The following is an 18,500-nucleotide window of genomic DNA, read 5'->3' as shown; positions in this document are numbered from 1 at the left end:
TCTGTATTGAGGCTAGCTGCTTTCCCGGCTACGCGCATTGACATTATGAGGCAGATTGATTGAGCCGGACCACCAGATAGATGCAGGGCTGCGTGGTTTCATTAATAAAGCGGCAGTCGTTCGGCGGCCCGAGCTCCAGGCAATCCCCCGCCTGCATTTCGTGGCGCGCGTTGCCTTCGAGAAAGACCAGTTCGCCCTGCTGTAGCCAGATGAGCTGCCGGGCCAGCGCATAGGATGACGCGGGCATAGGAACGTCGCTGCCAGCCGGAAGTTCCACCTGCACCAGATCGATAGGCAGGTCGCTACGCGGGGAAACGTGACGCCGAAGATAGTGGCTCTGCGGATCGTGCCACACCGGCTGATGAGCAAAACGCAGCAGCTTGCCTTCCTGCATCTCCGCCCTGGCGATCAGCGTCGACATGCTAATGCCGAAGGCGCCGGAAAGTCGTCCAAGCATCGACGCCGTCGGGCTGCTTTCGCCGCGCTCGATCTTGTGGATCATCGCCCGCGACGCCCCAGCCCGCTCGGCGAGTTCGCTGAGCGACCAGCCGCGGGATTCCCGCTCGATTCGGATGCGTGCGCTGATGCGCTGGTTGAGGTTGTCTTCTATAGTATTCATAACGTGACACTATAGTGTAGCCCTACTGTTTCTACAACCAGACGCCGATAGCGGCGATTATTGTGAAAAGGCCCGGCGTAATACACCGCCGGGCAAGGCAGAAAAGGATGCAATCCGTTAACTAAAGCATCCTCAAGACCATAAATGAAAAGAAAATGCCCGTCAGATAAAGACGCGCAGCCCCACTGCGCCGAGATTGTCGTCAATATTCCACGCTTCATTATCGTTGCCCCAGGCTTTTTCGTAGCCGTATTCAAGATAAGTCACCGCGTTTTTCCCCAGCCAGTAATCGGTACCCAATACCGTCGACTGGAAGTGCTGTCCCTCCATCGCATCGCCGCCCTGCGACCAGTTAAAATCAACGTACACGCTCCAGGCCGGGGTGATTTTAAATTGCGAGTCATATTCCAGACCGAGAACCGTTTCCTGGTCATCCCCCTGCTGGTTATTATGTTCGTAATGGCCGCTGGTCGCCGCTGTAACATCATTCACTTTATTGAGGTAATAAGTCACTTCCGCGCCGTTATACCAGGCATGATCGCCAACGCTTGTCGTATATTTCGCGTTCATGCCCATGCTATAAGTATTGCCGTCATAGGCATCGCCGTTATTATCGGTGTAATTAAAACAGTGGCCATTCGGGCCAAAATTCTGGCAGCCGCTGACTGACCCGCTATTTACCGTGTAATTGTTATACGCCACCGCGCTGGAGACGGAGAAGCCGTTATCCCAACGGTACTGCGCGGCAACCGCGGCGCCGCCGTGAACGGTGGCTGAACCATCGCGGTAAGCGTCATGCAGATTCGGCCCATCGCCGTAGGCCGCAAAGCCGATGCTGTCGACGTTGTCATTGCCTTGCCCCATGACGCCAATCGTCATATTTTTATCATTGTAATAATAGATTGCCGCGGAATTAATAATATCCGTCGACATTCCGGCGGTATCATGTTTCGCTTTACCGCCCCAGGCATAAGTCGTATCAATACCCAGCCCCCAGTCCGTGGGAGCATACTGTTTGCCGAAGGTCACCACGCCATAGCGGTCATTGCCAATACCGGCATAAGCCTGCCGGGTATAAACATCATTGCCCTGGTCATCGGTGGCGGAATCTAAACCATGAACGCCGGTCTCATAATAACCGACGGCATAATTACTCAGGCCGTTCAGGTCAAAATTATGCCGCACGGCAACCCCCAGCCGCGAGTCATTATTCTGTATATTATGTTCCTGAGTATGATTAGAGTCCGTTTTGGCCATTAAACGTACGGATCCTAAAATACCAATTGCCGTATCGTCATTGCTCCACAGCGTCTCCCCTTTAGTCTGCGTCGCGGTATAAGCCGGTGCCGCCTGTAGCGCGGTGGTTTCAGCCGCCATAGCGGAATTGCCCAATATAGCCCCCATGGCCATTGCCAATATTGACGGCATTAATTTCTTCATATTTTGTGTACGCGCCATTGCTTCACCCTTGTTAGCAAAATCATTCCCTGCGTATAAATACGCATAATAGTGTAAACAGAATATCGTTATATAAAATCCAACAGAGCCACATTGAATAACTTCTCGACATGCACTCTGCTTAACCGAAATATATCTTCAGGGGTTAGACTAGTTCTATTGGGTGAAAATAAAAAGCGGACTGCCATCACAATGACTTACATCATCACCAATATAATCAAGGAGTTATGATAAAAGTAATTTCTTTTCTGCATGTCAGGAAAATCCAAATCCGGTAAATAAAAATGTAAAATATGACGGCAGATTAACAGTAATACATTTAATAAATCCTCCAATCATGAAATATAAATATGAATGATGTTTCTGCGCAGGCAAGCCAGGGTCGCGCAGTCATCGCACACAACGGACCCGGCCGGCCAGAGGAAAAATTTATGGCTAAAACAGATGACAGCCTTGTGTACATTATTGTAATAATATCGTACTACTATAGTGTACAAGCCTGAGGGTTACCATGAGCATCCGCCATGCCAGCAAAGACGATTGCGCGGCAATCGCTGAAATCTACAACCACGCGGTCGTCCATACCGCCGCCATCTGGAACGACAAAACCGTCGATACCGACAACCGTATTGCCTGGTTCGAAGCCCGGCAGATAGCCGGTTATCCCGTGCTGGTGAGCGAAGAAAACGGGGTGATTACCGGTTACTCCTCCTTCGGCGACTGGCGCGCCTTTGACGGCTTTCGCCACACCGTCGAACATTCCGTCTATGTCCACCCCGATCATCAGGTGAAAGGACTGGGCCGCAGCCTGCTCGTCGCCCTTATCGCCGAGGCGAAACGGCTGAATAAACACGTCATGGTCGCCGGCATTGAAGCGCAAAACGAGGCTTCATTGCATCTGCATGAAACGCTGGGCTTTATCACCACCGGGCAGATGCCGCAGGTCGGCACGAAATTTGGCCGCTGGCTGGATCTGACCTTTATGCAGCTGCAGCTTGACGATCGCCGCGATCCGGACGGCAGCGCATGAATCAAACGCTGACCCTGGCCTGTTTAATCGCCGCTGGCGTCGGGCTGGTGCTGCAAAACACGCTGATGGTGCGCATTACCCAGTCCGCATCGACCATCCTGATCGCCATGCTGCTTAACTCGCTGGTCGGCATCGTGATTTTTGTGACAATACTGCTGCTTAAGCACGGCGCGGCGGGGTTTCAGGAGCTGGCGGTCAGCGTAAAGTGGTGGACGCTCATTCCCGGTCTGCTGGGCTCGTTCTTTGTCTTTGCCAGCATCAGCGGCTATCAGAACGTCGGGGCGGCAACCACGATTGCGGTATTGATTGCCAGCCAGCTGGTTGGGGGCTTAGTGATAGATCTGATTCGCGCGCACCACGTCCCGCTACGCGCGCTGGTTGGCCCGCTATGCGGGGCGGTGATGCTGGTTATCGGCGCCTGGCTGGTGGCCAGGCGCCAGTTCTAGCGGCGTAACTAGTGAATCTCGCCGCCGCGGGTCAGCTGCTCCCGGCGAGCTTCCTGCTCCTCGTGCTGCTGGCGGCCGTGGTGGGCGATGGCGTTACGCAAACGCTGCTGCTGAACGTAGCGCTCTTCCCGCCCCAGCCCCGCGTCATCGCTCAGCGCGATCAGCAGTTCATTCATATGGCTAATAACGCTTTCGGCAATCGCGGCGTCCACGCGCGCGACGACCTCATCCAGATGCGACATGCTTCTCTCCTTCCGGCTTAATTGAGTTTAACTTTGGAAAAATCGCTGCCCATCAGGCTCACGCTGTAGCCGCTCACGTTGCTGCGCGTCGCGTAGAAGGTGTTACCGGTCGCCAGGGTGATCCAGGGGGCCTGCTGCTGAAAAATCTCCTGCGCCTGAGCGTAGAGTCCGGCGCGCGCCTGCGGGTCGCTGACCAGGATAGCCTTTTTCACCAGCGCATCGTAGGATTTATCGCACCAGCGGGCAACGTTAGAGCCGGTTTTAATGTTATCGCAGCTTAACAGGGTGCCGGCGAAGTTATCCGGATCGCCATTATCAGACATCCAGCCAAACAGCGCGCTGTCGTGCTCGCCTTTGCGCATGCCGGCGAGGTATTCACCCCATTCATAAGTAACGATTTTGGCTTTGATCCCAACCTTGCTCCAGTCATTTTGAATCATCTCGGCAATACGCCGGGAATTGGGGTTATACGGGCGCTGCACCGGCATCGACCACAGGGTGACCTCGGCCCCTTTTTCCAGCCCGGCCTGCTTAAGGAGATCTTTCGCTTTTTGCGGATCGTAGTCGTAATCAGGCAGATCTTTCTTATAGCCCAGCATATTGGCGGGGATCGGCGATTTCGCGACGCTGCCGGAGTCCAGGAAGACCGCTTTCACGATTGCCTGCTTGTCGGTAGCGTAGTTCAGCGCCTGGCGCACCAGTACGTTATCAAACGGCTTTTTCTCGGTATTAAAGGCCAGATAGCCAACGTTGAGCGCCTCAACCGCATGCAGCGCCAGATCTTTATTGCCCTTAATCACCGGGAACTGTACCGGCGACGGCGCGGGGATAATCTGGCATTCATTGGTTTGCAGCTTCGCAAGCCGCGTCTCAACGTTCGGTGTGATCGAGAAAATCAGGTGTTTGGTCGGCACGTCACCGTCCCAGTAGTGCGGGTTGGCGACATAGCGGATCAGCGAATCCGCTTTATATTGCTGCAGCGCGTAGGGTCCGGTACCAATAGGCCAGGTATCGACATACTCCGGGGTGCCTTTTTTCAGCATCGCATCGGCATATTCGGCAGACAGAATCGACGCAAAATCCATTCCCCAGTCGGCGAGGAACGCCGCGTTCGGCTCGTTCAGCACAAACTGCACGTGATAATCATCGATTTTTTTGACGTCTTTGATCAGCTTATCCAGCCCAACGTCGTGGAAGTATTCGTAATGTCCCTGGGAAACATTATGGTACGGATGGCTGGCATCTTTCTGCCGCAGCACCGAGAACAGCACGTCATCGGCGTTGAAATCACGGGTCGGCTTGAAGTATTTGTTGCTGTTGAACTGCACGCCCTTACGCAGGGTGAAAGTCCAGGTTTTACCGTCCGGGGAGACGCGCCATTCGGTGGCCAGCGAGGGAATCGGCGTATTTTTGACCGGGTCAAAGTTTATCAGGCGGTTATAAAGCACCTGGGAACTGGCGACGAAAGATGGGCCCGAGCTGGCAATCTGCGGGTTGAAAGATTCCGGCGAAGCTTCGGAACAATAGACCAGCGTATCGTTGCCCGCCGCCCAGGCGCCTGCCGCCGGCAGTAGCGCGCTCAACGCCAGCGCAAGAAACGTTTTCCCTGTAGACATGGTTATAAGCCTTATGAATTTGTTATAAGTCCTTTAATAACAGCACAGGAGAATTCAACCGGCAAATAATCAATTGCTATCAGGTTATGCTAAAAACCGCGTTTTCGACGATAAATTCAACATCCTCTCAATTGGCGTCATCGAACTTCTTCATAAATGTGAACCCTGCGCAAAGTTACGAAAAAAGCGGGCGATAACCGCCCGACCGCCACCGCGCGGCGGCGCAACCCGATACACTCGGCAAATCGTAACGCCAGGAGAAGCCAATAATGACAATAACCTGCAATCTGTACACCAACGGCCAGTGGCATGATGCTGAAGGTCAAGCCACCTTTACCCGCGATAATCCGCTCACGCACGAACGCGCCTCCGTTGCCAGCGCCGCCAGCCTGGCGGACGCCCGCCGCTGCGCCGCTGCCGCCGGCGCGGCGTTCCCGCAGTGGCGCGATACGGTACCCGCCGAGCGCCGACGTCTCCTGCTGGAGGCCGCGGAAGAGATGCTGCGCCGTGAGGCGAAATTTATCGCCGCGATGGCGGCGGAAACGGGAGCCACCGCACACTGGGCCGGTTTTAACGTTCATCTGGCCGCTGATATCCTGCGCGAAGCCGCCGCCCTGACCACACAAATTGAGGGCCAGGTGATCCCTTCCAACGTGCCGGGAAACCTGGCGTTGGGCATCCGCCAGGGCGCAGGCGTGGTGCTTGGCATGGCGCCGTGGAACGCGCCATTAATCCTCGCGACCCGCGCTATCGCCACGCCGCTGGCCTGCGGAAATACGGTTATCCTCAAAGGCGCGGAGCTTTCACCGGCGACCCAGGGGCTGATTATCGATGCCCTGGCGGCGGCAGGCTTTCCCGCGGGCGTGGTCAATTATCTGACCTGCGCCCCCGCCGACGCGCCTGCGCTGGTGGAGTTACTGATTGCCCACCCCGCCGTACGCCGCATCAATTTCACCGGCTCCACGCCGGTGGGACGGATAATCGCCCGCACCTGCGGCGAACATCTGAAACCCGCGGTGCTGGAACTCGGCGGCAAAGCGCCGCTGCTGGTGCTGGATGACGCCGATCTCGAACAGGCCGCCGCAGGCGCAATTTTTGGCGCATTCGCCAACGCCGGACAAATCTGCATGTCCACCGAGCGCATCATCGTTGACGCGACCGTCGCGGAAGCGTTTGTGGCGCAGCTGGCCAGACGCGCCGCCGCCCTGCCCGCCAGCCTGCTCGGCCCGGTGGTGGACATGAAGACCGTCACCCGCTGCAATGCCTTGATAGAGGACGCGCTGGCGAAGGGGGCGCGCCTGCTGGCCGGCGGCCTATCCGATTCGACGCAAATGCGCGCCACCCTGCTTGATGGCGTCACCCGGGAAATGCGCATCTGGCATGAAGAGTCGTTCGGTCCGGTGAAATCGATTATTCGCGTTAAGGACGAAGCCGAAGCGCTGGCCGTCGCCAATGAAAGCGAATATGGCCTCTCGTCGGCGATATACAGCCGGGACAGCGCCAGGGCGTGGAACCTGGCGCAAAATCTGCAAACCGGCATTTGCCACATCAACGGCCCCACCGTACATGACGAGGCGCAAATGCCGTTTGGCGGCTGCAAATCGTCAGGCTACGGCCGCTTTGGCGGACGCGCGGGAATTGCCGAGTTTACCGAGCTACGCTGGATAACGCTGCAAACGGTCCCGCGCGAGCTCCCGTTTTAAGCCTCAGGGCTGCCAGCGGTTATTGAATTCCCACAGGCGATTGAAGGCAACATCATCAAGCTGCCGTTCTGCGGAAGTGTTGCCGCGGAACGGCCGGGCGGTGGTGGCCGCAGCGCCCCAGGGGGAAAGCCGATCGTAGCTTTGATCGATAGTACTGTTGGCAATAAGCACCTGTCCGTTAGCGGTTTTACCCGCTAAATAACCGGTCTTCCCCGCCCCCTGATCCCAGGCGCGACCCAGCTTCGCTTTGAAGCTGCCCTGATAGCCGCCGTCGCCGGTAAAGCGGCTATTCTTCACCAGGAAGCCGTATGGATTATCCGGCAACGTATTTGGCGCAAGCACGTATGCCTCGGGCGAGCGACGCGTTGAGACGGTGTGAAAATGGACGTTATCAAAAACGGCGTTCGCCCGGCCAAAGACGTAGTCCACATCCCCTTCGACGTAGCTGTCTTTCACGTATACCCGGCTGATACGGTCGGTTACCGCCTCATTGCGCCGATTGCTGGTATTTACGTAGAGCGTGTCCTGACGTCCGAGCAGGCGGACGTTCTCCAGCTGCACGCGATCGCCGTCCGTCCGCAGCGCCACGCCCTGATGCGTCCCACCGTCGACGGTATCCAGCAGGCTATTGGCTACGCTGAGATTCAGCAGCTGAAAATCCGCACTTTGCGACCAGACCACCGCCGCGCAGTTGGTGCCTATCGTCTTGCTGGTTCGCCCGGCGCACAGCGCATACTGATACCATGCCGGATCGCCTTCGCGGTATTGCTGTTGGCTATTTACCCGCTGGCGATAGCGCGCTACCGAGAACTGCGAGTCTATTGCCAGCTCAATTCTCACCTCTTCAGGACTATCTCCGGCGCCGTAGAGGGTTATCGGCGGCGCGCCTTCAGGGATATAGACCGTCTCCCGATAGATGCCCGGTTCGATGCGGATATAGATGCGCGCCTCCTGCGCCCCATGCTGGTCTATTGCCGCGTTAACCGCCTGCTGAATGCGGGTGAACGGCGCTCCCGACGGCGCCACGCGCCACGCGCTCTCGGTTTGCGGGAGGTGAACTGGCGATGGCGACCAGGGGCCATCGGGGGCACTTAACGCGCCGCCTTGCGCAAAATAGCGCTCAATGGTGAAGGTTGCCGCTTCTGCCGCCGTAAGCTGCGGACGGGAGGTCGTCCCGCGCGGAGTTTGCGTCGCGCACCCTTGCAGAAGCAGCGGTGTAAAGAGTAAAGCCGAGATACCCAGGATAGTGATTTTTCGCATTTCACGCTCGCCATGAATAAAAGAAACCATATATCAAAATAAATGAAATATAGTTTCTTTTTATATGCGACGATCACGAATCAGGCTTCTGCCTCTATGGTGGAGTAAAAATCGGCCAGCGTACGGGCCAGCGCCGATGGGTTTTCCCACGCCATTGAGTGCCCGGCCTGGGGTATCACCAGCAGCGGGATCCCGGCGGCTTCGCTATCCGTCGCTTCCCGGGCCGGTAGCGAATCTTCACCGTATATCAGAGCCTTAGGACAGGATAAGTGGATAAAGCGGCTAAACCAGGAGGGATTAACGCCCTTCACCAGGCTGGTCGCGCCGCGCCATACCGCCCAGGGGGCGCTGTTTTGCAGACAGCCGGCCCAAGGCGAAGCGTCGGCGGACAGCATGTCGGCGTAGCCGCGAGCAATAAAGCGTTCTTCAGTTTGTTCGGCGATACGTCTGCTGTACATGCCGCCCCCGGGATAGAGATTAGGCTCGGCCACCAGCAGCGCCCGCACCCGTCCGGCGAGCCGCTCGGCCGCTTCAATCGCGACGCTGCCCCCCATGCTGTGGCCATAAAGATAGCAGCGCTCAAGCCCTAAGCGGTCCAGCAGCTCAACCACCACCCCGGCCTGATCGCCAATACGGTAGCCGAAGGACTCGGGTTTATCGCTGTAGCCGAAACCGGGTAAATCGACAAGAATCATTCGCCGCCCGGCCAGCGCCGGGTCGGCGGCAACGCGCGGATAGTCATAGGTCGAGGCGCAGCCCAGGCCGTGGATAAAAACAACAGGGTCGCCGCGACCGGGCAGGTCGAGCCAGCGCACTATAGCGCCAGCCTGTGAAGAGTAAAAACTAAGCATCGAAAAGGCTCCGTGAGTGATGACTGTTTTTTTATACAGTCATAACCAAGAGTGAGCCATCGATTTTTCCTTCAAAACAGGGAGACCAGCAGCGCCATGGGAAAACTGAACGGCCATGTCGCACCAATCAACAGCGCCGCCAGCAGGCGGATCCAGCGGCTCTCTTTCGTTAAGAACCAGCTGATTACCGCGCAGATGAAGCCCATAACTCCGTAAAAAATCAGCATTTTCTGGTATAACGTCATTTTTCTTCTTCCTTCCCTGACTGGCATTTTCGCCGACCGCGATGCCTTTTCGCACCCCCAGAGTGCGTCAGAGATTATGGTATTTTAAAACAGGTAACAGGGTTAATTTCAGAAAAACGCCCGATTCGTCTTTGTCCGATAGCGCAAACTTTGAGCTCGTACTATAAATGTAGAGGCTTATTTATAAAGGTGGCGTTATGGATGTTTCCAGCAAAACCGTCCTTCTGATAAATGTCGGCGCGGCACTTGCGCTTATCGGCCTGTTATCCGTTCGTTTTGGTTGGTTTTAGCGATTTTACTCAGCAATGAAACCTAAAAAAGCAGCCCGTGAAGGCTGCTTTTTTACGATTTGAAAGACCCCGGCTCCGCAGCAGACAGGGTCTTTTGCGCGGTAATCAGCTTCTGGACGTCGGGATTCCAGGCCGGCAAAAGATCGACTTTTTCACTATCCCATGCGGCCGCCATGCAGACCGGTTCCGCGACGCCCTGCTCTTCACAGCCCATAATCTGTTTGGCCGGAAAATTCCCGTAAAGCATCGCCGTGGCGCAGGCCACAAAAAGGAAACACGCTATTTTTTTCAAAACAATATCAACTTCGAAGCAACAAATTGCGCCGAATGTTCGCATGAGCGGCTATAGAAAGTCAAACCTGCGTCCTTTCTCTTATCCACGTCCTGGATATGTGTAATATTTAACATAAATATTACAATTACGCAGAATCTAAAGATTATCGCGCGCGAATAAATATCACCGGATTTATATTGCCGATCGCAGGCATAATAATTTCATCTGCCGCGTTCAATAACATGATTATTAATAGGGTTAATGCCGGACCTTAATATCATCCCGGCACGACCACCTACGCTTAACGGTACAGTGAAAAACAAAGGCGCTTTTCATACCGGTGGGGAATTGTTTACTGTTCTTTATACTCGCCTGGACGCGATGCCGGTATGCGATCATCATTATTAGCAGGTTCCAGGGCAGCCATGATTGCAGTAGAATGAATCCATAATTAGAAATAATATATATATCAGTAGATTACAACGAAAGCAAACAGCCAGACATCCCCGCCAGGTTTTAAATGATAAGAAATATCATTTGCGTTATTTAGCACAAAATCATACATTCATAATCACAAGTTATGCGAAGCTTGTTTTTTACTCATTTATTTTTGAGGTGGTACATGTCAGGAATCGCCGTTCTCATTGTGGCGCTTATTTTACTCATTGCTGCAATTTATAATCTTTTTTCCTATGTTCGCGAACGTCGCCAGGCGAGTTTACCGAGCAAAAAAACAAAACGTTAGTCTGATAATCATTTTCGAAAAACCAGATGACCTGATACGTAATAAATTGATGACTCTACGATATCAGGCACACTCGCAGTAACAAACCCGCAGCGACCGTACAACAAAAAGCCCCTGCATATCATGCAGGGGCTTACGAATCATTATCAATCGTTGCAGTGTCCCGTTAAGGGTGCATCCTGCACCCTGGGGGGTACCAGCCCCATCCGGCGCTTATCTCCGGCACTCATCATGGCTTAGCTCTTGAAGGGGCATGAGAATATTCTCATAAACCAGCGCTTCCGTTTTAGCTTTTTTTGCTATGACTAACTATTAGCAGGGTAATCTGTCCGCTTCGCGATTATCACGAACGCGTCCTATCCGTGCTTAATCATGACGTGCCGGATCGTGGTGTAATCCTCCAGACCGTACATCGACATATCCTTGCCGTAGCCCGAAAGCTTCTGCCCGCCGTGCGGCATTTCGCTCACCAGCATGAAATGGGTGTTAACCCAGGTGCAGCCATACTGCAGACGCGCGCTCAGGCGATGCGCCCTGCCGACGTCCCTGGTCCAGACCGACGAAGCCAGACCATACTGCGAATCGTTGGCCCAGCTCAGCGCCTGATCTTCGTCATGAAATGAGGTAATACTGACCACCGGGCCGAAGACCTCGCGCTGGACAATCGCATCTTCCTGCTTCGCTCCCGCCAGCAGCGTCGGCTGATAGTAGTAACCGTTGCCTGGCCCTTTGCTGCCGCCGGTGACCACCTGAATATGCGGTAGCGCGCGGGCGGCATCGACGGCGGCGCAGACTCTGTCCAGATGCGCCTGCGAGCTCAGCGGCCCCAGCTCGGTCGTTTCGTCTTCCGGCGGGCCCATCTTCAGGCTGGCGACCGCGGCGCCGAGTTTTTCCACCAGCTGGTCATAAATTCCGGCCTGGGCGTAAATCCGGCAGGCGGCGGTACAGTCCTGGCCGGCGTTATAGAAACCAAAGGTCCGTACGCCCTCCACCACCGCGTCGATATCCGCGTCATCAAAGACGATAACCGGCGCTTTCCCGCCCAGTTCCATATGCGTACGTTTAATCGACGATGCGGTATGGCCGATGATATGCGCGCCGGTGGCGATCGAACCGGTCAACGACACCATGCGGACCTTCGCGTGAGCGGTCAGCGGATCGCCGACCGTGGCGCCGCGGCCAAACAGCACGTTAAGCACCCCGGCGGGGAAAACGTCTTTTGCCAGCTCACCCAGTTTGAGTGCCGTTAAAGGGGTGATCTCCGAGGGTTTGATCACCACGCAGTTGCCTGCCGCCAGCGCCGGGGCCAGCTTCCATGCCGCCATCATCAGCGGGTAGTTCCAGGGCGCGATGGAGGCCACCACGCCAACCGGGTCGCGGCGAATCATGGAGGTGTGGCCTTCGAGATACTCACCCGCCGCCATGCCCGGCAGACAGCGGGCCGCGCCGGCAAAGAAGCGGAAGACATCGGCGACCGCCGGTAGCTCATCGTTGACCACGCAGTGCAGCGGCTTACCGCAGTTGAGCGATTCAAGCTCAGCCAGCGCCTGCGCATGTTCAGTAATCACGTCCGCCAGCGACAACAGACATTCGGCGCGGAACTTCGGCGTGGTCTGACTCCAGCTAACAAAGGCCCGATCCGCAGCCTCAACCGCAGCGTCTACCTGCGCCGCCGTGGCCTCAGCAATCGACAGGATCTCATCACCGGTGGCGGGATTAAACACCGGCACGGTCTCGCCTTCTCCAGCCACTAACTTACCGTTAATTAAAAGGTTATTTTGCATAGCATTATCCTGTATCGATATTTTACTTTCCGTTTTCAGCGCTGACGTCGCCGTCACGGGTGAGCCACCAGGCCCCCAGAATCGGCATCATCGTCACCAGCATCACCAGCAGCGCAACCACGTTGGTCACCGGGACATCGCGCGGGCGTCCGAGCTGATTGAGCAGCCAGAGCGGCAGCGTGCGCTCGTGCCCGGCGGTGAACGTGGTGACGATAATTTCATCAAACGACAGGGCAAACGCCAGCATACCTCCCGCCAGCAGCGCCGAGCCCAAATTGGGCAACACCACATAGCGAAAGGTTTGCCAGCCCGTGGCGCCTAAGTCCATCGACGCCTCTACCAGGCTCCAGGAGGTCCGGCGAAAGCGGGCAATGACGTTGTTAAACACCACAACGACGCAGAACGTCGCATGCCCCACGACGATCGTCAGTAACCCGGGTTCCAGATTGACGGCCTTGAAGGCAGTGAGCAGCGCCAGTCCGGTGATGATGCCGGGCAGTGCTATCGGCAACAGCAGCAGTAGCGAGACGGCGTTCTTGCCAAAAAACGTGCTGCGCCATAGCGCACCTGCAGCCAGCGTGCCAAGTAGCAGAGCGATAGCGGTGGAGAGCGCGGCAATTTTAAGTGACAACGTCACGGAATCGATAATATCCCCGCGCCCCGCCGCCTCGCTAAACCAGCGCAGCGTCAACCCCTGTGGCGGAAAGCTGAAGGCGGCGTCTTCGGTATTAAACGCATAGAGCGCGATAATCAGCAGCGGGAAATGGAGAAAGATCACCCCTCCCCAGGTTGCCACTTTCAGGAGCAGCGGTGCGCGTTCAGAGTGCATCAAACGCTCCCAGACGTTTCACAAACGCCAGATAAAGGGCAATCAGCACGATAGGCACCAGGGTAAACGCCGCCGCCATGGGCATATTGCCAATCGCCCCCTGCTGGGAATAGACCATATTGCCGATAAAGAACCCCGGCGGCCCCACCAGCTGCGGTACGATAAAATCGCCGAGCGTCAGGGAGAAGGTAAAAATCGAACCTGCGGCAATGCCGGGAATCGCCAGCGGCAGCACCACGTAGCGGAAGGTCTGGCGCGGACGAGCGCCCAGATCGGCAGAGGCCTGAAGCAATGATGGCGGCAGGCGTTCCAGCGCGGCCTGCACCGGCAGGATCATAAACGGCAGCCAGATATAGACGAACACCAGGAAGCGCCCCAGTCCGGACGTCGATAACGTATTGCCGCCGACCGCCGGGATCGTCAGCACCATGCTCAGTACGCTTTCCAGGCCAAGATGGCGCAGGAACCACTGCGCAACGCCATCTTTCGCCAACAGCAGCGTCCATGCATAGGCTTTGACGATATAGCTTGCCCACATCGGCAGCATCACGGCGATGTAGAAAAACGCCTTCATCTTGCCCCGGGTATAGCGGGCCATGTACCAGGCCATAGGCAAGGCCAGAATCGCGCTGGCGACGGTCACCGACAGCGCCATCGTCAGGGTACGGATAATGATGTCGTAGTTCGCCGGGTTAAACAGCGCCTGCAGATTGGCCAGCGTCAGGTCGTGAGTGACCGACATGGTGAAATCGTCGAAGGTGTAAAAGCTTTGCCATAGCAGAGTCAGCAACGATCCCAGATAGACAATGCCAAACCACATGAGCGGGCCAAGCAGAAGCAAAAACAGGGCCAGCGAGGGTTTACGCCAGAACAGCGCGGATACGCGCCCGGTGGTGGCGGACGGAATCGCCATCGTCATATCAGCCTCCGCTCTCCAGCGGCACCATCGCCGCTCGCGACCACGAAGCCAGCACCGTTTGCCCTACCGGCGGCGCGTTTAGCGCGGCATGACCATCACTATTCGCCTGGCTCACCAACAGCTTCTCGCCATTCGCCAGCTTGAGTTCGACGCGGGTCGCGGCCCCCTGATACTGCACCGCCTGCACAACGCCCTCCGTCTGGATCTCCCCGGCAACGTTCAGCCGGATATGTTCCGGGCGCAGCGACCACGTTCCCGCCATCGCGCACAGCTTGTGCGCCTGCTCGCTGCTGAATACGTTGGCGGTGCCGACAAAGCCGGCCACAAACGCCGTTTTAGGCCGCAAATAGAGGTCCTGGGGCGCATCAACCTGTTCGATTCGCCCATTATTAAACACCGCCACGCGATCGGACATCGACAGGGCTTCGCCCTGATCGTGGGTCACAAAAATAAAGGTAATGCCCAGCGCCTGCTGCAGTTTCTTTAGCTCCAGCTGCATCTGTTCACGCAGTTTTAAATCCAGCGCCCCGAGCGGCTCATCCAGCAGCAGGACGCGCGGCTGATTCACCAGCGCGCGGGCGATCGCCACCCGCTGGCGCTGGCCGCCGGAAAGCTGCGATGGCCTGCGCGCGTGGACAAACGCGAGCGCGACCTTCTCCAGCGCCTCCAGCGCGCGGGCATGCCGCGCTTTCTTACCGACGCCTTTGACCATCAGCCCGTAGGCGACGTTATCGAGGACCGACATATGAGGAAACAGCGCGTAATCCTGGAACACCGTATTCACGTCGCGCTGCCACGGCGGCAGTTCGCTGGTCGCTTTACCAAAAATGCGAATGGCGCCGCCCGAAAGCTGTTCAAACCCGGCAATCAGGCGCAGGCAGGTGGTTTTGCCGGAGCCGGAGGGCCCCAGCATGGAGAAAAATTCGCCATCGCGAATGGCGATGCTGACGCCGTCCACCGCCCGCACGTCGCCGTACAGCCGCGAAACATTATCGAACTCTACCGCGTGCATGTTCTTCGCCTCCGGCGACTTAACGACCGCCCATAATCGCAATGTAATCCTGGGTCCAGCGGCTATAGGGAACAAATTTCCCGCCTTCCGCTACCGGCGTTTTCCAGAACGCGATTTTGGCAAATTCGTTGTAACCATTGGTCTCGCAGCCTTTGCCCCCCAGCAGCGCGCTGGCTTTGCACCCCTCGGGTACCACCGGTAGCGAACCAAACCAGGCCGCGACATCCCCCTGCACTTTCGGCGTCAGCGACCAGTTCATCCATTTATAGGCGCAGACCGGGTGTTTCGCGTCGCTATGCAGCATGGTGGTATCCGCCCAGCCGGTGACGCCCTCTTTCGGGAAAACGGTCGCAATCGGCTGGCCTTCCGCCTTCAGACCGTTGGCCTGATAGGGCCAGGCGCTGGAGGCCACGACGCCTTCGTTTTTAAAATCGCTCATCTGTACGGTGGTATCGTGCCAGTAGCGATGAATCAGGGCGTGCTGATCGCGCAGCACCTTGAGTACCGCCTGATATTGCGCTTCGGTAAGCTGATAGGGGTCACTGATACCCAGCTGCGGCTGGGTGGCTTTGACGAACAGCGCGGCATCGGCAATATAAATCGGCCCGTCATAGGCCTGCACGCGGCCCAGGTTGGTTTTACCATCCGGCAGGTTTTGTTTGACGAACACCACGCTCCAGCTGTCCGGCGGCGTCGGGAAGGTTTTCGTGTTGTACATTAGCAGGTTCGGCCCCCACTGGTAGGGAGTGCCGTAAACCTTACCGTTGACGTTGAACCACGCGCCATTTTCCACGCGCGGGTCGAGGGATTTCCAGTTAGCGATCAGCGCGGTGTCAATCGGCTGCACGCGCTTGCCCATAATCAGGCGCAGCGAGGCGTCGCCGGACGCGGTGACCAGGTCATAACCGCCTTTCGCCATCAGGCTGACCATCTCGTCGGACGTGGCGGCGGTTTTGACGTTGACCTGACAGCCGGATTCTTTTTCAAACTGAGTTACCCAGTCGTAGCTTTTATCGGTCTGTCCCCGTTCGATATATCCCGGCCAGGCGATAATATCGAGACGGCCTTCGCCTTTATCGAGAGATGTCGGCGGCTCGGCGGCCTGCGCCGTCAGGCAAACCATACCCAGCACGCAAAGGCTGCCACGGGCAATTTTTTTGCTCATCGGGTCTTACTCCTGTCACAAGAAAATGAGCGGCAGCCATGCCGTAAAAATATCTCCCTTAATAACAGTAGACGGCGCGCTATGGCCTCCCGGGGAAATTTATTCAGGTTGTGACAAGGGGCGCATTACGCACAAAACGTGCGACACGGGCTGACTTTGCGGATTATAGACAAGCGGTTAGCGAGTTAATATGACTATGCAAATTTCATATGGTTTACCGCGAAACAATAATAACGGGCATGATATTCAGCCTGCGTCAGCGGCATATTTTTAAGGAAAGGGATAACCGCTGGATATAAACAAAACCCCGGATAAATGAAAAAACCGTTTTCTCTGCCGCCGCGGTTTTTTGCCGGGTGGCGGCCGGACCGGTCAGGGATATTCTGCGCTTGCCCGGGCGCCAATAAACTTCCCCTGCCCGGGCAAGCGGACCGCCATCCCAGCTACGCCAGCATCTCGCGAATCAGTTCGCCCAGCCGCTTAACCCCCTGCTCCTCTCTTTCGCCCCAGCCCCACGCGGTATTAAAGCGAAAAAATGCGGTCCAGCTGGCGGAGGTGGAAAACATTTTCCCCGGCGCAATGCTGATATTATACGCCAGCGCGCGGGCGCTCAGCTCCCCCGCGTCGCTCCCGGCGGGGAGCTCAAGCCAGAGAAAATAGCCGCTGTCGCTATGATGGATTTTCACCTCAGCGGGCAGATGGCGCAGCAGCGCCTGCCAGGCCAGCTGCTTGCGCTCGGCAAGCTGGCGGCGCAAACGCCGCAAATGGGCGTCATAGCGCTTGGTCGAGAGGTAATCCACCAGCGCCAGCTGCATGGGTGAACTGGTTGAGAGCGTGCTCATCAGCTGTAGCTGCTGAATGCGTCGGGCGTGCCTGCCCGCCGCCACCCAACCAATGCGGAACCCGGGCACCAGGCACTTGGAAAAAGAGCTGCAGTGCAGCGTCATATCGTCGCGATCCCAGTACTTTGCCGGCAGCGGTTTCTCGCGGCCGAAATAGAGCTCGCTGTAGACATCATCTTCAATCAGCATCACCTTGTAGCGCGCCAGCAGCGCGACCAGCTGCGTTTTTTTCTCCGCGCTGAGGGTAAAGCCGAGCGGATTTTGCCCGTTGGTCATCAGCCAGCAGGCTTTAACCGGGTAATTCTGCAACGCCTGCTCCAGCGCGTCGAGGTCAATGCCCTCTTTGACATCGGTCGCCACCGACAGCGCCTTCAGGCGCAGCCTCTCCAGCGCCTGCAGCGCCCCGTAGAAGCAGGGGTTTTCCACAACGACCCAATCGCCCGGTTCAGTGACGGCCTGCAGGCTAAGGTTCAACGCCTCCAGCGCTCCGGCGGTGATGACGATTTCATCCGGCGAGATATTCATTCCCTGCAGCGCGTAGCGGCGGGCAATGGCATGGCGGAGTTCATCATTCCCCGGCGGCAGGTTTTCAATCACGCTCATGGCGGTGGCGGTTTTGCTGACCTGCGCCAGAGAGCGGTTAAGCTGCGGCAGCGGAAACAGGCGCGGATCGGGAAAAGCGGAGGCAAAGGGCAGCATGGACGCCTGACGGCTGGCCTGCAGCACCTCGAAGATGTAGGTATTGATATCAACGGACTCATCGCGCGTCACCTGGGCGGGCGGCTCAGGCTGACGCTGTTTGATCGGCTGCGGCGCGACATAATAGCCGGACTGCGGGCGGGCAATGATCCGGCCCTGGCTTTCCAGCAGCTGGTAGGCGTGGCTGACGGTCATGAAACTCATCCCGCTGCTGACCACCTGTTCACGCAGTGAGGGCAGCCGGTCGCCGGGTAACCACACCCCAAGGCCAATCTGTTCGGTAATCTGCTGCGCCAGCTGCTGGTACTTTTTCATATAACAATCCGCAAGAAAATGTCAGCACAATTGTATATCAGTTTATAAAATAGGCCAGTATTTATATACTGACCTATTTACAAAGATTGGCATTGGCGATAGCACGAATTACTTACAGCTAAGCCATTCGTTTATTGCTCATATATCCACCTGATG

General features: G+C 56.7%; 19 protein-coding genes. 5 read left to right on the top strand and 14 right to left on the bottom strand.

The genetic code is table 11. The annotated features are described in order from the left end of the window. Positions 1-43 precede the first annotated feature (43 nt). Both ABLV30_RS20230 and ABLV30_RS20225 read right to left on the bottom strand, forming a co-directional pair. On the bottom strand, positions 44-619 hold the full coding sequence (locus tag ABLV30_RS20230) for an XRE family transcriptional regulator (RefSeq protein ID WP_025107883.1): 576 nt from the start codon (positions 617-619) through the stop codon (positions 44-46). Positions 620-781: 162 nt separating this feature from the next. Next, a complete protein-coding gene (locus tag ABLV30_RS20225) occupies positions 782-2,077 on the bottom strand; it encodes a porin (RefSeq protein WP_025107884.1) in 1,296 nt (431 codons plus the stop codon). Between the two features lie 511 nt (positions 2,078-2,588). Here ABLV30_RS20225 and ABLV30_RS20220 point away from each other — a divergent pair. Then, complete coding sequence (locus tag ABLV30_RS20220) at positions 2,589-3,107, top strand: GNAT family N-acetyltransferase (protein ID WP_265799815.1); 519 nt, start codon at positions 2,589-2,591, stop codon at positions 3,105-3,107. Next, a complete protein-coding gene (locus tag ABLV30_RS20215; RefSeq protein WP_025107886.1) occupies positions 3,104-3,553 on the top strand; it encodes a DMT family transporter in 450 nt (149 codons plus the stop codon). The genes ABLV30_RS20220 and ABLV30_RS20215 overlap by 4 nt, the downstream gene beginning before the upstream one ends. Positions 3,554-3,561: 8 nt before the next feature. Here ABLV30_RS20215 and ABLV30_RS20210 read toward each other — a convergent pair whose 3' ends face one another. Then, positions 3,562-3,795, bottom strand: coding sequence for a DUF2526 family protein (locus ABLV30_RS20210; protein WP_014229241.1), 234 nt, complete (start codon positions 3,793-3,795; stop codon positions 3,562-3,564). A gap of 17 nt (positions 3,796-3,812) precedes the next feature. Then, positions 3,813-5,411, bottom strand: coding sequence for an ABC transporter substrate-binding protein (locus ABLV30_RS20205; protein ID WP_048263602.1), 1,599 nt, complete (start codon positions 5,409-5,411; stop codon positions 3,813-3,815). Positions 5,412-5,680: 269 nt separating this feature from the next. On the opposite strand from ABLV30_RS20205, the gene ABLV30_RS20200 reads away from it, so the two are divergent. Then, on the top strand, positions 5,681-7,114 hold the full coding sequence (locus ABLV30_RS20200; protein ID WP_032749211.1) for an aldehyde dehydrogenase: 1,434 nt from the start codon (positions 5,681-5,683) through the stop codon (positions 7,112-7,114). 3 nt (positions 7,115-7,117) lie between these two features. On the opposite strand, the gene ABLV30_RS20195 is transcribed toward ABLV30_RS20200, so the two are convergent. The 3 genes from ABLV30_RS20195 to ABLV30_RS20185 form a co-directional block, all read right to left on the bottom strand. Then, entirely contained in the window at positions 7,118-8,374 is a 1,257-nt protein-coding gene (locus ABLV30_RS20195) for a putative acyl-CoA thioester hydrolase (protein ID WP_049079814.1), read from the bottom strand. Between the two features lie 80 nt (positions 8,375-8,454). Next, positions 8,455-9,225, bottom strand: a complete 771-nt coding sequence (locus ABLV30_RS20190; RefSeq protein ID WP_025107890.1) for an alpha/beta hydrolase — start codon at positions 9,223-9,225, stop codon at positions 8,455-8,457. Between the two features lie 71 nt (positions 9,226-9,296). Continuing rightward, entirely contained in the window at positions 9,297-9,470 is a 174-nt protein-coding gene (locus ABLV30_RS20185; protein ID WP_004850604.1) for a GhoT/OrtT family toxin, read from the bottom strand. A gap of 197 nt (positions 9,471-9,667) precedes the next feature. Here ABLV30_RS20185 and yncL point away from each other — a divergent pair, with 197 nt between their 5' ends. Further along, a complete protein-coding gene (yncL, locus tag ABLV30_RS20180) occupies positions 9,668-9,760 on the top strand; it encodes a stress response membrane protein YncL (RefSeq protein ID WP_004101822.1) in 93 nt (30 codons plus the stop codon). A gap of 52 nt (positions 9,761-9,812) precedes the next feature. Here the strand turns inward: yncL and ABLV30_RS20175 are convergent, their stop codons facing one another. After that, complete coding sequence (locus tag ABLV30_RS20175; protein ID WP_014229236.1) at positions 9,813-10,097, bottom strand: hypothetical protein; 285 nt, start codon at positions 10,095-10,097, stop codon at positions 9,813-9,815. A 559-nt stretch (positions 10,098-10,656) separates the two neighbouring features. Here ABLV30_RS20175 and ABLV30_RS20170 point away from each other — a divergent pair. Continuing rightward, the gene (locus tag ABLV30_RS20170) at positions 10,657-10,779 is read left to right on the top strand and encodes a small membrane protein (protein ID WP_004138919.1); all 123 of its coding nucleotides are present in this window, start codon (positions 10,657-10,659) and stop codon (positions 10,777-10,779) included. Between the two features lie 356 nt (positions 10,780-11,135). On the opposite strand, the gene patD is transcribed toward ABLV30_RS20170, so the two are convergent. From patD to ABLV30_RS20140, 6 genes are all read right to left on the bottom strand, one after another. Continuing rightward, on the bottom strand, positions 11,136-12,563 hold the full coding sequence (patD, locus tag ABLV30_RS20165) for an aminobutyraldehyde dehydrogenase (protein WP_154919014.1): 1,428 nt from the start codon (positions 12,561-12,563) through the stop codon (positions 11,136-11,138). Between the two features lie 22 nt (positions 12,564-12,585). Beyond that, a complete protein-coding gene (locus tag ABLV30_RS20160) occupies positions 12,586-13,392 on the bottom strand; it encodes an ABC transporter permease (protein WP_014229233.1) in 807 nt (268 codons plus the stop codon). After that, the gene (locus ABLV30_RS20155; RefSeq protein WP_042945096.1) at positions 13,382-14,311 is read right to left on the bottom strand and encodes an ABC transporter permease; all 930 of its coding nucleotides are present in this window, start codon (positions 14,309-14,311) and stop codon (positions 13,382-13,384) included. Before ABLV30_RS20155 ends, ABLV30_RS20160 begins: the two co-directional genes overlap by 11 nt. Position 14,312: 1 nt before the next feature. After that, positions 14,313-15,323: an ABC transporter ATP-binding protein gene (locus ABLV30_RS20150; protein WP_049084272.1), complete on the bottom strand. Its 1,011-nt coding sequence runs from the start codon at positions 15,321-15,323 to the stop codon at positions 14,313-14,315. Between the two features lie 19 nt (positions 15,324-15,342). Beyond that, positions 15,343-16,488, bottom strand: coding sequence for a putative ABC transporter substrate-binding protein YdcS (gene ydcS / locus ABLV30_RS20145; RefSeq protein ID WP_116280055.1), 1,146 nt, complete (start codon positions 16,486-16,488; stop codon positions 15,343-15,345). 443 nt (positions 16,489-16,931) lie between these two features. Beyond that, on the bottom strand, positions 16,932-18,344 hold the full coding sequence (locus ABLV30_RS20140) for a PLP-dependent aminotransferase family protein (protein WP_004850592.1): 1,413 nt from the start codon (positions 18,342-18,344) through the stop codon (positions 16,932-16,934). Positions 18,345-18,500 lie beyond the last annotated feature (156 nt).

It is taken from the genome of Klebsiella sp. CN_Kp113 (assembly GCF_040064585.1).
Classification (GTDB): Bacteria; Pseudomonadota; Gammaproteobacteria; order Enterobacterales; family Enterobacteriaceae; genus Klebsiella; species Klebsiella michiganensis.
The sequence above is the reverse complement of the archived record's forward strand: the minus strand, read 5'-3'. Positions and strand labels throughout refer to the sequence as shown.